This is a genomic window from Bacteroides sp. LFL-34 (genome assembly GCF_027257075.1).
GTDB classification, from domain to species: Bacteria; Bacteroidota; Bacteroidia; order Bacteroidales; family Bacteroidaceae; genus Bacteroides; species Bacteroides ovatus.
This window is the reverse complement of sequence record NZ_JAPQKZ010000015.1, coordinates 82,016-96,622: the sequence shown is the minus strand read 5'-3', so window position 1 is coordinate 96,622 and position 14,607 is coordinate 82,016. Positions and strand designations below refer to the sequence as shown.

General features: G+C 41.1%; 10 protein-coding genes. 8 read left to right on the top strand and 2 right to left on the bottom strand.

What is annotated here, in order from left to right; genetic code table 11:
* Positions 1 to 563: 563 nt before the first annotated feature.
* Positions 564 to 818 (bottom strand): hypothetical protein, encoded by a 255-nt coding sequence (locus N5O98_RS11375; protein ID WP_008650625.1) that lies wholly within the window; start codon positions 816 to 818, stop codon positions 564 to 566.
* Positions 819 to 894: 76 nt separating this feature from the next.
* Here N5O98_RS11375 and N5O98_RS11370 point away from each other — a divergent pair, with 76 nt between their 5' ends.
* The 3 genes from N5O98_RS11370 (at position 895) to N5O98_RS11360 (ending at position 2,609) form a co-directional block, all read left to right on the top strand.
* Positions 895 to 1,311, top strand: coding sequence for a DUF3408 domain-containing protein (locus N5O98_RS11370; protein WP_004327094.1), 417 nt, complete (start codon positions 895 to 897; stop codon positions 1,309 to 1,311).
* 29 nt (positions 1,312 to 1,340) lie between these two features.
* Positions 1,341 to 1,745, top strand: a complete 405-nt coding sequence (locus N5O98_RS11365) for a DUF3408 domain-containing protein (RefSeq protein WP_004315818.1) — start codon at positions 1,341 to 1,343, stop codon at positions 1,743 to 1,745.
* A 75-nt stretch (positions 1,746 to 1,820) separates the two neighbouring features.
* Complete coding sequence (locus N5O98_RS11360) at positions 1,821 to 2,609, top strand: ParA family protein (protein ID WP_004311277.1); 789 nt, start codon at positions 1,821 to 1,823, stop codon at positions 2,607 to 2,609.
* A 108-nt stretch (positions 2,610 to 2,717) separates the two neighbouring features.
* Here N5O98_RS11360 and N5O98_RS11355 read toward each other — a convergent pair whose 3' ends face one another.
* A complete protein-coding gene (locus N5O98_RS11355) occupies positions 2,718 to 2,879 on the bottom strand; it encodes a hypothetical protein (RefSeq protein ID WP_153862836.1) in 162 nt (53 codons plus the stop codon).
* A 987-nt stretch (positions 2,880 to 3,866) separates the two neighbouring features.
* Between N5O98_RS11355 and N5O98_RS11350 the strand changes: the two genes are divergently transcribed.
* From N5O98_RS11350 to N5O98_RS11330, 5 genes are all read left to right on the top strand, one after another.
* On the top strand, positions 3,867 to 5,747 hold the full coding sequence (locus N5O98_RS11350) for a carboxypeptidase-like regulatory domain-containing protein (protein WP_004327093.1): 1,881 nt from the start codon (positions 3,867 to 3,869) through the stop codon (positions 5,745 to 5,747).
* A 910-nt stretch (positions 5,748 to 6,657) separates the two neighbouring features.
* Positions 6,658 to 9,528, top strand: a complete 2,871-nt coding sequence (locus N5O98_RS11345; RefSeq protein ID WP_004311273.1) for a TonB-dependent receptor — start codon at positions 6,658 to 6,660, stop codon at positions 9,526 to 9,528.
* 13 nt (positions 9,529 to 9,541) lie between these two features.
* Entirely contained in the window at positions 9,542 to 10,813 is a 1,272-nt protein-coding gene (locus tag N5O98_RS11340) for a DUF4876 domain-containing protein (RefSeq protein ID WP_165860835.1), read from the top strand.
* Between the two features lie 23 nt (positions 10,814 to 10,836).
* Positions 10,837 to 12,399 (top strand): DUF6850 family outer membrane beta-barrel protein, encoded by a 1,563-nt coding sequence (locus N5O98_RS11335; protein ID WP_004311268.1) that lies wholly within the window; start codon positions 10,837 to 10,839, stop codon positions 12,397 to 12,399.
* Positions 12,400 to 12,429: 30 nt separating this feature from the next.
* Positions 12,430 to 14,604, top strand: a complete 2,175-nt coding sequence (locus N5O98_RS11330; RefSeq protein WP_005651733.1) for a HEAT repeat domain-containing protein — start codon at positions 12,430 to 12,432, stop codon at positions 14,602 to 14,604.
* The last annotated feature ends 3 nt before the right edge of the window (positions 14,605 to 14,607 follow it).

The following is a 14,607-nucleotide window of genomic DNA, read 5'->3' as shown; positions in this document are numbered from 1 at the left end:
CAGACAAACTAACCACATTCGGTTCAATCTGTTTTGTGATTTCAAATGAATTATAATTAGATATGTAAAAAGCGACGCTGGAGCTTGAAATAAGTAACGGTTTATCGGTGTATTCTCCGTTAAACCGTCCTGTTTTCGTTAAACGAAAACACAACTTGCTGTCCGCAGGAGCGGACCACATTTATCCAATAATTATTGTGTATTAGCCCATTGTATGGCTATTCTCCTGTGATTTACGAGGCATTTCCATCAGGTGTTTGCCGGCTGCTCTCCCCATAAAAGGGTGGATATCTCTCCATAATCATATGACTTACGTCCATAATTCGGGAATAAGGAGGCGAATATACGGGAAATCTGCCCTTTACATGCCCTATTGTCCATTAATGGATTGTTACTTCTACACATCTACAAATGGAGAGCGGCAGTGAGCCGTATATGGTTTATGGTTTTTCTGCATTATCTTCATTAATGGATTACTACTTCTACACTTCTGCAAATGGAGAATGTAGCCGTGTACACCTTATGGTCTTCCTTCATAATTCTCCATTAACGGATTAATACTTTTACACTCCCATAGACCGATAATTTAAGAATCCGTATCCGGACGGATGCGCGCTCTCACGCCTGCCCATAAGGATTAAAAAGGAACGGTGGACAAGGAAACGGAATCCCGCTCGCTTTTCCACACCACTACGGGCCTCTGATGTCGCCTCCGCATAGGAAGAACCGTCCGAACGGAACGGCATCTCCGTCCCCCCCGTCATGTGTATCATGACAATAACTGACTTTGGATGACTATAAGTGACAGGTGGTTTCATCCTGTTCTCTTCTTCCTTTATTTTGTATTCCGAGACAATACCAGTTGTGTAATTTAATAATTTAAGATTTTAAAATATGGATTCAGAAAAGGAAAAGAACCGGCTTTCCGATATCGTTCTCGAGAGGGTCGGACTCACGGGGAACCTTCTGTCAGCTCCCGTTTCCCCATCCCTGGAACCAGTGGTGGAGATACCAAGTCATGGAAGTCAGGTCCGGGCAGGGAAAGTGACAGGTCCGGAGGAATACAAGAGGAGGTTTCTGGTTCCCGCTCCCAGAGCCGCTGAGTGGAAGACCGCCTACATTGATGGGAGACTGCACCGCCGGATCGCCATGCTGGTCAGGGCCGCCGGCTGCGGCAGCATCTCCGGTTTTATCATCCGGTTGTTGGAACTCCATATGGAGGAACACAGGGAGGACATCGCCTCCCTGCTCGGTGAGGTCTACCGTCCCTGGGATGAGGACGGACAGCCGGGAGGAACACCTCGCCGATAAAACGTTGTCATTGTCCAAGAAGGCATATCATGACAGGAAAGAACGTAAAAGAGCGGATTGGTCTTGGCGGGATGGACGCGGACCGCATCCGTGAGATCATGGGGGAAGCGCCTGCCTGTCCCCGGAAGAGACGTGGAACGTCCGGTAACGACATTATACGTCCCGCAAGGAAAAATGGCCCCATGCAACCGTCCGTCTACGGGGAGGAATACCTGCATGGCATTGCGGGCGTGCAGCGTCGGTCGCTGCATATTCCCGCCGCCCTGCACCGGAAACTGTCCATCCTGGCGGGAGCCTCGAGAAACGGAAAGGTCACTCTGGAGGGGTTCATCAACCACCTTGTCTCGCGGCATCTGGAAGAATACAGGGAAACGACGGACATGATTCTGGAGGAGTCCCTGCCCGGCCCGGTCATAAAGGCTCGTCCCCCATGACAGGGGATCTCCCCCGATGGGAGCATTATTTTTGTTTCTGAAACAATAGTGTTTAACTTTTAATGAAAAAGAAGTATGATGAAAAAAGAAAAAGAGTTGTTGGTTGCCATCGCCAGCCAGAAGGGTGGCGTGGGAAAATCCGTCTTTACGGTACTGCTGGCCAGTGTCCTGCATTACCGCAAAGACGTGCGTGTGGCGGTTGTGGACTGTGACTCCCCGCAGCACAGCATCGCCCTGATGCGTGAGAGGGACATGGAGAATGTCATGAAAAATGACGACCTGAAGGTGAACCTGTACCGGCAGTACGAAAGAATCCGTAAGCCTGCCTATCCGGTCATCAAAAGCGACCCGGAAAAGGGGGTGGAAGACCTGCGGCGTTATATGGACGAAAAAGGGGAGACTTTCGATATCGTGCTCTTCGACCTTCCCGGAACGCTCCGCAGCGAGGGGGTGGTTCATACCGTTGCCGCGATGGACTATATCTTTGTCCCGCTCAAGGCGGACAATATCGTCATGCAGAGTTCCCTGCAGTTTACCAAGGTGCTGGAAGAGGAGCTGATCGCCAAGGGGAACTGCAACTTGAAAGGAATCCGGCTGTTCTGGAACATGGTGGATAGAAGGGGACGGAAGAATTTGTATGATGCCTGGAACCGGGTCATCCACAGGATGGGGCTGCGGCTGCTGTCCTCACACATTCCGAACACCCTCCGCTACAACAAGGAGGCGGACCCTGTCTGTAAGGGTGTCTTTCGTTCCACGCTGTTTCCACCCGATCCCCGTCAGGAGAAAGACTCCGGCCTTCCTGAACTGGTGGAGGAGATATGCCATGCCATCGGTCTGGAGGAATCCGATACCGAGCGGTAGCGGATGATAGGATACAGACACCTTGAATAAGGGCTTTTAGCCTAAGATAAAGTAAGATAATTGCATGATAATAAGTTTTTTACAGATGTGACTTCTCCTATAAAAGCATTACCTTAGTAGTGTAATGTGCGCCAAGAGGTCACACAAGTAATTGTTCAGCATCGTGTCTGAACCTATTGTTCCATCAATAGTAGCCTGAAGAGGCGTACGTGACTGGCAACGGTCGGGTGCGAAGCCCTCTTGACAACGACGTTCCAACCTAAGCATCATAGGCGAAGAATGTCAAAGCTGACTGATATGAGTAACCTAAGTGAATCGCCGTACCATCGTGACTATGAATTAGCTCACGGATATTTATGGGCCATTCCAAAAGGCAAGCAGTCAGGATAGTACGCTGTTACATCGTGCTACACGGATGTCGCACTGCTGGTGGATAGGCGGAGTCTAAGTCGGTCGTCAGTTATTTGTGCGAAACTTGGTAAGCCCGTATCTCTCCCGTCAGCCAATAACCGATGGGTGGCCAATTGTAAGAGCGGCCGAATGAGGTGCGGGTAAAGGATTGTGGAGAAAGCGAATGCCATGGTGTAATGCCCTGGATAAAGGTTTCAACGTCACCCTACGCGAAAGCGGGCAGACTTCCACAGGGTAATTCTTTGTGAAACGAATTGTAGAACTTCAAGTATAAAGAAACAGCAAAGGAACAAGGCGCAAGCCGAGTGTGCATCTTCAGCCGGACGCAAAACCGTGTGGAAAGGAATAGACTTCGCACGATGCGAACGTAAGGTATCAATCGTTCACTGACTGCTATGTTCGGTATTAATGCAGACTGAATCCTTAATCATTTATCCAAACTCTTGAAATATCAAAGCCTGATTTAAGTGCAGATAACTGATAGAGTTTGGATAAATGGAAAGTTTGAATAAAATACATTATTATCAATTTCTACAGATATTTTTCCTTGCGCTCACACCCCACTGCATATTTGAGAAAACAGAATGATTTAACATACTATTTTTCATATCCAATCTTTTTTAATACTCCCCATGATAATACTCACTATAAAAAGTCCAATCGAATAATTTTACGCGGTGATAAATGAAATTAATAGAAAGCGATTACCTTTGAAGAAAAAGTCTGTAATTTGGTCAAGAGAAAAGTACAATAGGTCAAAACATGGATATTATAATTCGCTTTATTTGCACTACCATTTTAAATCTAATTGTATTAATCCTTATTATAAACTTTAATATCTGCACTATGAAGAGAAAAGTACTATTAAGCACATTGTTTCTAATACTACATTTCACTGTAGCATTAGCACAGCAAGTAACTATTTCAGGGCAAGTGTTGGATGAGAAGAGTGAACCTCTTATCGGTGCCACGATAAATATCGAAGGTACCACCAATGCAGTAATCACCGATTTAGAAGGAAAGTTCACGATAAAAGTACTTCCTTCTGAAAAACTGGTCATCAGTTATCTGGGATATAAGCCCAAAACTATCACTATCGGAAAGAACCGAAGATTTGATATCATTCTAGACCCTTCAGTCACAGAGATGGATGAGGTGGTTGTTGTAGGCTATGGTAGCCAGCGAAAAAGTGATATTGCAACCGCCGTTGCTTCTGTGAATATAAAAGATATTGTAAACAGTAGTTCTACGCAGACGTTGCAAGCACTACAAGGCAAAATCAGCGGAGTACAGATTATCCCCACAGACGGTTCATTGTCAAGCGGAATGACTTTCAGAATCAGAGGTGTCAACTCCGTCACAGGAGGAACCCAGCCTCTCTTCGTCATTGATGGTGTACCAATGCCTACTCAACAGATCACCAATGAAGATACCGAAACGGTAAACAATCCTCTGCTGGGACTGAATCCAAATGATATTGAATCCAATTTGAATTATTGGAATCCTCGTCCTATCAAAAAGGATAATCCATATTTGACCGTCCAAAGGAAGCTCTCTCCACAGACTGTGGAGGATTTCGCCAATAGACTGTTCATCTACCAGGTAGGAAAAAACAATCATATCGGCTTTCCATTCCGCAAACCCTCCCAGATGGAAATCCTTAACTTTGAAATGAGGAACTATTTTGCAGAGACCAATACCAATTATAAAGCCTTTGCCACGGGTGGTGACAAGGCGCAAAGCTGTTGGATGGCCAATTTTGTTCCTTTTGACAAGGTTACAGACATATATCTCTTTGAATCCGCTATTGACGCAATGAGTTTCTACGAAATAAACCATTATACTAAAGAAACCACATGCGCATTCATAAGCACGGGGGGATATGTCACCAAATCCCAAATAGAGAATATAAGCCGTATATTCCCATCTGATAAGGTAAAGTGGAATTGTTGCTATGACAATGATGCCAGCGGTAATGGTTTTGACATCACCACAGCATATTATCTCAAAGGTGAGGAATGTAAAGCTTTTGCAAGGACCAACACTGGAGACACATATAAGACCATCTATTTAAGTTTCCCGGATGGAAACACACAGACCTTCAAAGAAGATGCATTTTCCTCCGGCGAGTATCTTAAACAACATGGTATAGACAATGTAAATATCATCAAACCTTCACGGTACAAAGATTGGAATGAGCTTCTTGTCTATTACAAAAGATTTGATTTGAACCTGGGTCCAGGAATGAAATTCATCCCGGCTATCGAAAAGACCATATCCCAACTGAATCTAAGAGGATATGAACAATTGGCCAATAGTATCAGTTCTTCCACAAAAGAACTGGTGGATTCTCTGCTTGAGCAAGCCAATTACTGCATTTCCGCACCTCTTGCCGAGAGCGGCGCTTATACTCTTATGGTAGACTGTAATATCTTCATGGGGCTGGACACGATGGTACCGGTACCAAGCAACTTATATGTTATAGAAAAGTGCACGCAAAAAAAGATATCGGCACATGCCATAAATGAATTTCTTAAAAAAGAATATATAAACATTTTTAGAGACATGAGTTCATCTGATTTCAAAAATTTTCTAGAGAAAGACATCCTAACTTATACAAAGGGTGCTGTAGAAAAGAATTTTGAGAAAGTGATATTGACTTTCGGATGGAGCCTTAAACCTTCAATTCTAAAAAAAAAGAGTTTTGACTTAGAACATGGTATATAGCATAACAATACAGCATGATACCATAATAGTAGCTGTTTCAAGCAGACATGTTGTCACAATTCCTGCCAGGTTTAATGGAATGATTCTCGGGCTTTGGAACTTGATACAGATTTTCGTTGCCTACTGTAATGAGAATCCGAATTGGGTGAGTAATGTCCGGTCACTGTGGGGTGACCGATTCAAATAGGGACAGGTATGGAACGGATGCCTATTCATGCCCCTATTATAGCTGACACATGGACTTTTATACATTCTTGCACTTTTTAAGTGGGTAAAAAAGTACTATTTGTATTTTATACAAAAAATTGTTTGCTTAATGAAATGGAACATACATTGCCAATGATATTTAATACCTATATATAGGTATTAGATGCGTTTTTATACCCAAAAAATGGTATTTTTATAATCTTTTGTAATATCTAATTTTGCGTCCTAAAATAGATCTTTTATCGAAGAGAGATACAGTTTCCTTATATTTGAACTGGGGCTTCTGTAAAGTGCGATAAATATGAGGCTGGAACGGAGCTATCAGAAGAATTTTGGAGAAAATCCGTTTTTTAACTTAGTTAGATCTATCAATGAAAATATAAGTATTTATCTGCGTTGTATTAAGATATAGCATATCAGAACTACAACCATCCCGTTTTTTATTTAGATTTGCAGTTTGCTTTTAATCACTCAAGATCCGTATTACTATGTATGGAACTTAAATAAAGTACTAATATATATTGGATTTTCCTAAATATAATGCAGTTGCTATATTGTTAGACAACAGACGGTTGAGGTCTGTGAGATTATGCAACGGCACCAACAAAAACAACATGTATTTTTAATAATTTTAGTTTTGTTACACACAATGGTTTGTTTTAATTTAAAATTTACATATAATTTTGCATTATTAATAAATATGATGTTACTTATGAAAAAAGGTATTTTGGGGTGTAATATTATATACTTGTTTATACTTATTTGCATAGGAATTGCCCTCCCTATCAAATCGCAAAACAATTACAAAGTAAAACTTACAGGCACTGTTTATGAGTACGACCACAACAACAAGCGTTTGCCTTTAGAATTTGCAGCTGTGTCTATTCCTGAAATTGCACTAGGGACAACCTCTGATGAAAATGGTAGATACATACTGGAAAACGTACCTACTGGTAAAATTCGTATGCAAATTCAATATTTGGGCAAAGTCTCCATTGACACCTTAATAAATGTAAATAAGGATTTGGTTCTTAATTTTACAATGAGGAATGAGGATTTTAAGTTGAAAGAAGTTACAGTAACTGCAACCAACAGCCGTTCAGGCAAATCCACATCTTCTCACATTTCCCGCTCTGCTATGGACCATATGCAAGCGACCAGTTTATATGATGTAATGTCATTGATGCCAGGTGGAATTTCACAGAATCAAGATATGAGTTCGGCACAACAGATTAACATCCGTCAAGTTTCCAGTTCCAGTGGTCCGGAAGCTCCGATGAATGCTATGGGCACCGCAATAATTCGTGATGGTGCCCCCATCTCAAATAATGCTAATCTATCTGCGATGAGCCCTACGGTATTAAGTGGTACGGAAACACCCGCTTCATTGGCCGGAGGTGCCTCGCCGGCTGGTGGAACCGATGTTCGTAGTATTTCTACTGAAAATATAGAGTCTATACAAATCGTTCGTGGTATCCCTTCTGTTGAATATGGTGATCTGACCTCAGGAGCAGTAATTATTAATACAAAAGCTGGTCGTGAGCCGCTACGTGTCAAAGCAAAAGCCAATCCCAATATCTATCAGGTGTCTATGGGAACCGGTTTTGAACTTGGAAAAAAGAAAGGCGCTTTAAATGTAAGTGCAGATTATGCTTATAATACGAATAATCCAATATCCAGTTACCAGCACTATCAGCGTGCCACAACAAAGTTGCTCTATTCAAATACTTTCTTTAATAATAAGTTACGTACCAATTCCAGCTTTGATTTTATTTATGGTAAGGATCAACGTGAACGTAATCCTGATGATGAACAAACTAAAACAGCTTCGGAAGGCCGCGATATAGGTTTTACTTTGAATACCAATGGTACATGGAATATAAATAAGGGCTGGTTAAAAACACTACGCTATGTATTGTCAGGTACGTATATGGATAAAGACAGTTATTATGAAACCGTATACAGTTCTGCTACATCTCCTTATTCCATGACCACTACAAACGGTGCGGTACTTAGTAACTTTGCAGGTCAGCATATCTATGATGCCAATGGTAATCAAATTACTAATTTTGGACCGGAAGACATAAATCATTATGCTGTTTATCTACCAAGCAGCTATTTGGGACACTATGAGATCGATAGTCGTGAAGTTAATTTGTTTGCTAAAGTGACGAGTTCTCTATTCAAGGCGAGCGGTCATGTAAACAACCGCATCTTGATTGGTGCGGATTTCCGGAGTGACGGTAACGTTGGTAAAGGAAAAACTTATGACCCAAGTACTCCTCCTTATCGTAGTCAATACGGTCATAATTCATCTTTCCGTCCACGTAACTATAAGGATATTCCTTTCATTAACCAATTTGGTGCATATGTGGAAGATAATTTCAAATGGTCCATAAGCGGTACGCATGATTTGAACATTCAGGCTGGTGTGCGTTATGATCATACCTCAGTAGTAGGAGGCATTTTCTCGCCACGTGTAAATGCATCCATTGATTTGATTCCGAATCTATTAAGTCTTCAGGGAGGTTACGGTATTGCTGCAAAGATGCCTTCTCTTCTCTATTTATATCCAGAAAATGCATATTTTGAATATATCAATATAAATGAGCTTACCAATGAAAATATTCCGGAAAGCCAGCGCTTGTTTATGACTACCACAGAAGTTCGGCAAGTAGATAACTCAGATTTGAAGATTGCCCAAAATCATAAAGCAGAAGTCGGTTTTAATTTACGAGTGGGTAAAACCAATCTGAATGTAATAGCTTATAAGGAGCGTCTGAAGGATGGTTATGTAATGAGCCAAACCTTCAACACCTTCAATACATTTATCTACAATGAATACCAGCGCACAGAAAACGGGATAGAGCTTAGTAGTAGCCTACCGGTATTGTCTACTTATGCAAAACCAACTAATAATTTAAATATAGAAACTAAAGGTTTAGAATTTGATTTGAATATCGGACGTATTGATGCTATCCGTACGGCCTTCCAAATAAATGGCTCATGGATGCGTACTAAGAGTTGGCGTCAGGGTTATAGCTTCTATGACAATAGCGAAGATGCTGCTTCAGCCCGTAAACCGGTGGCCATTTATTCTCAAGAAGGCAATGCAAGTTACAAACAACAATTTGTAACGACTTTACGTGCCACTCACAATATCCCGCGTATCGGTTTTGTTGTTACGATGACAGCACAAGCTATTTGGCAGCAGTCTAATTGGAATACATTTGGAAACGATTCTATACCTGTGGGCTATTTAGCATTGGAAGATGCGTCTGTAAATATGTTTCCCAAGGGGAAATATACCACTACCCAGCAAGTAAAGGATGCAGGATATGGATATATGTTGAATAATGTAAGTCATAATAATGCTATAAAAGAATCATACAGTCCTTATTTTTGTTTTAACTTGAATGTAACTAAAGAAATTAGCAATATGCTACGTGTTTCTTTCTTTGCCAACAATATGTTCAGAAGTTATCCGCGCAGAGAATCCAAACGTAATCCGGGTTCATATATTCAATTGAATAACCGATTTTTCTTTGGGCTGGAATTATCACTCACTTTATAATGTTTAGGAAGTTATGAAAAAATATTTAATATATTTGTTTACATTGGCAAGTACCCTTTTGATAGGATGCGATTCGTTCAGGGACATGTCTGGCACAGCAGAAGTGAATCCTATCACAGTGGATGTATATTTGGATATTACCGTTGAAAATATATCCACACTGAAAGATCTGACTGTAAAGTTCGACAATTACGATGAAGATTTACATTATGTAAAAGAAGTAACTGATAATAGTGTGAAAGTTGACGGAATTATCCCCGGAATTTATTCGGTAACAGTATCCGGTACAGCGATCGATACAGAAAACAATGAATACTACATCAATGGCAATTCTGTAAATGCGGCATTATTTAAGCATGGTAGCGCATTGAATATTGAAGTACAAGGGCTTAAAGTGAGCCCATTAATATTCAAGGAGATTTATTATTGCGGTAGCCGTCCGGAAAAAGGAGGAGTCTATTTCCGAGACCAGTTCTATGAGATATACAATAACTCTGCTGACATTTTGTATTTGGACGGTATTTATTTCGCAAATTTAACTCCGGGTACAGCTACCACTAAATTACCTATTTGGCCGGAAGCGGACGGTAATAATTATGCATATGGAGAACGTGTGTGGAAATTTCCAGGAAATGGAACCGAATATCCGTTAGCGCCAGGTGAATCTTGCATCATTTCTCAATTTGCCGCTAACCATCAGTTGGACATCTATAACCCTCAAAGTCCTATAGACGGCAGTAGTTCTGAGTTTGAGTTTAATATGAATAATCCAAACTTCCCTGACCAGGCAGCTTATGATATGCAACATATTTTCTACCAAGGAAAAGCAGAGATGGGAAGTATACCACAATATTTGACATCCGTATTCGGAGGTGCTTATGTGATTTTTCGTGTTCCTGAAGGAGAAGCTTGGGATCCGGTCAACGATGAAAATATGAAGACAACAGATCTTAGCAAACCGAACAGCAATGTTTATTATGCAAAAATACCTATTAAATATGTATTGGATGCTGTTGAAGCAGTAAACAATGAGTCAAAGATGAATGCAAAACGTGTCCCCGGTGTACTTGATGCAGGTATTACTTGGGTAGGAGCTACTTATTGCGGTTTAGGTATTGCTCGCAAATTGTCCACAGACGAAGAAGGTAATCCTATTATTCGCGAAGAAACAGGTACATATATATATCAGGATACAAACAACAGTACGGATGACTTTGAACGTGGCGTTGTTCCTGTAATGCGTCGTAATGGAGCAAAAATGCCTTCATGGAATCACACATTGTAATAATTAACTAAAAAGACAGAACAATGAAAAAACAATATATGAACTATATGAAAAGCTGCCTGCTGGTAATGATAGCCTGCCTTGTAAGTATGGTGGGAGCGGCACAGGGCTTCTCTCCCGCCGCTATGGAACAATTGAAAACAAGACGACTATGGTCTCATTCACAGAATGCTGCCGGTATGCCATTCGATGATATTCAGAATTATTCGAATGTTATATTGGGATATGACTTACAGGACGGAAACTATTGCCGTCCGCAAGAGGGGCAGAAAGAGGCTATCGTAGGTGTATCCAGTGAAGGCTTTATCAATCTGAAAAATGCATATGTGTGGGGAGCATTTAATTTTGCACAAAAAAATCTGACAGATGCCGGATATAACGCCTCCATTGCCGATCCATTCAGGGGAATGCCTTACTATGTCGCAGACCAGCACTTAAGCAAATGGAGAAATCAATATTACGATCTGAAGTTTCGTGCAGCTACTCCTTTACTTGGTAATCATTGGGCATTGGGGTTGGAAGGTAATTATGTAGCTACATTAGCTGCCAAACAGCGCGACCCGCGTGTGGATACCCGTTTTTATACGCTGGGACTGACGCCGGGGATTACTTACAAGTTGAATAATTCACACAAGTTTGGTGCAAGTTTCAAGTATAGTTCTATCAAGGAAGACTCAAGAATGAGTAATGTCAACTCTTATGTGGATCAGGACTATTATATATTATACGGTTTGGGAACAGCCATAAAAGGAATAGGCAGCGGTGTAACCAGCAATTATATTGGAGACCGTTTCGGTGGAGCTCTCCAGTACAACTTCAGTATGCCCTCTTTCAATTTACTGCTTGAGGGCAGTTACGATGTAAAAGCGGAAACTGTTCAGCAGAGCTATACGACTCCTAAAAAAATAGCCGGTGTAAAAGATAAAACTGCTCATGTTTCTTTAACGATGATTCAGGAAGGAAAGGACTATACCAATTATATGAGAACCACATATACAAATCGTAACATCGATGGTATTCAGTATATTTCTCAACGCGATAACTCTGAATCACAAAGTGGCTGGGTGGAATTATATAATAACATCCGTTCTACGTACAAGGCACAAACCGCTTCTCTTAATTATGCATTAAGCAGAAACCGCGGGAATGAATATAGTTGGAAAGCAGAATTAAATGTGAATTATACCAAGCAAGACGATGAATATTTAATGCCTAATTCTGTACAGAATGCAGAAAATTTATCTTTAGGCTTAGGTGGCAAAAAAAATTTTGTTTTAGGCAATAGTTTGAATCGCAGGCTTTTAATAGATGTTCATGTTGCGTATAACAATAATCTGGGAGGTGAATATGTATATGGTGGCAGCCATGCAGACTATCCAACTGTAACCGAATTACAACAAGGGCTGACTAATTATTATAACTGTGATTACTATCGTATTGGCGGGTCGATAACGTATTCGCAACAAGTCAGAGAAAACAGACGTATGAACTTATTTGCAAAAGTTGTATTCGATCGTGTAAATACCTCTGACTATGATTATGATGGGCGTACTCATTTATCGATAAGTTTAGGATGTAATTTTTAATGCTACATAACGAAATCTATATTACAAAACATGCGTAAATTAATAACTGGAAGTTTGATGCTCTGCAGCATATTATCTCTGCGGGCACAGACATTTGTTAAACCGGCTGTGAAAGTAAAGGACACCTCTTTTGCTGTAATTACAGATAAAGGGACATTTCAGGCTTGTGAAGCCGAGCTTAAAGCCTATCAGGAGATTCTAGGAATGGAAGGGTTGCCTACGTTCATCGTATACAATGAATGGAATAAACCGGAAGATGTAAAGAAAGTTATTGTTAAGCTCTACAAAAAGGATAAATTGGAAGGAGTGGTATTTGTCGGTGATATCCCTATTCCAATGCTCCGCAAAGCCCAGCATATGACTTCCGCTTTTAAAATGGATGAGAAAAACAATGACTGGAGAGATTCTTCAGTGCCCAGCGACCGTTTCTACGATGATTTCGACCTACAATTCGATTTTTTGAAACAGGACAGTGTCGAAAATAATTTCTTCTATTATAATTTGGCTATAAAATCTCCACAGCAAATTCGGTGTGACATATATTCTGCACGTGTCAAAGCTGTTGATAACGGCGAAGAACCGCATGCGCAAATCAGCCGCTATTTTAAAAAAGTGGTGGCTGAGCACCAGATAAACAATAAATTAGACCAATTCTTCTCCTATACAGGTGATGGCTCTTACTCTAACTCATTGACTGCATGGACACCGGAAACCTTTACTATTCGCGAACAAATGCCGGGCGTATTCGATAAAGAGGGACGGGCCCGTTTCATCCGTTATAATTTCAGCGATTATCCCAAGGACGATGTCATTAATATGCTGAAACGCACAGATCTGGACTTGTCTATTTTTCATGAGCATGGTATGCCCGAACGTCAATATCTTTCCGGTAGTCCCGCTACTAATAGGTGGAATGCTCATGTAGATGCAATGAAGTACTATTATCGTGGTTTAGCGCGTAGAAAGCAAAACAACAAAAAGTCTTTCGACGAAATGCTGGATATGATGAAAAACACATACGGTTTGGACACTACTTGGATTGCAGGCTATGATGATCCCAAAGTAATTGCAGAAGATTCTTTACTAGACCTGCGCACCGGTATTATCCTGTCGGAAGTTACAGAGTTTAAGCCTAATAGCCGTATGGTAATTTTCGATGCATGCTATAATGGTGATTTCCGGGAAAAAGATTACATTGCCGGACGTTATATCATGTCGGAAGGAAAATGCGTAACTACTTTTGCCAATTCAGTCAATGTACTGCAAGATAAAATGGCAAACGAGATGCTCGGCCTGTTAGGTATGGGAGCACGAGTGGGGCAATGGGCTAAATTGACGAATATTCTCGAATCGCACATTACCGGTGACCCTACTCTACGTTTTCAATCTATCAATGAGGTAGATGCCAATGCTTTGTTCAAAGAACCATATAGCGAGTCCCGCATGTTGGAGTTATTACAGTCGCCCTATGCCGACATACAGAATTTTGCTTTGCACAACCTTTATCGCAATGACTATCCGGGTATTTCTGATTTATTAAGAAAAACTTTTGAAACTTCCTCGTTCATGATGGTACGTTTCACCTGCTTGGCATTGCTTGAGAAGATTAGTGACAAAAACTTCCGGGAAGTCTTACACTTGGCCATTACGGATTCCTATGAATTTATTCGTCGCACCTCTGTTCGTATGATGCAACATGTGGGACTGAACGAGTATGTTTATCCGCAAATCAAAGCCTATGTAGAAGACAACCTATCCGAGCGTGTGGCATTTAATGTGAGTTTGGGGCTTCAAGTCTTTGATCAGGCAGCCGTACAGGCGGCAATTGATAAAGTAATGGCTGAGACCTATGTGTTGCAAGACAAGGAGGAGATGCGTAAGGTTTTGGAGAATGCCAATAATAGTCGTAGCATGCAAAAAGAGTTATTAAGCAAAGAAACTTCCGAACGTTGGCGCATCCTTTATTGCAATTCTCTGAAAAATCATATGGCACATGCCTGTGTAGACGGCCTCTTGGCTTTACTTACCGACTCCAGTGAAAGTGAAAAGCTAAAAACCTGTTTATTGGAGGCTTTTGCTTGGTTCACTCATTCTTATCGGAAGCCTGACATCCTTCGGGTATGCGATCAACTGAGAAAAGATAAGAGCTTATCCGAGAACCTTCGTGAAGAAGCCGACCGTACATATTACAGACTTAAAAATTAATTG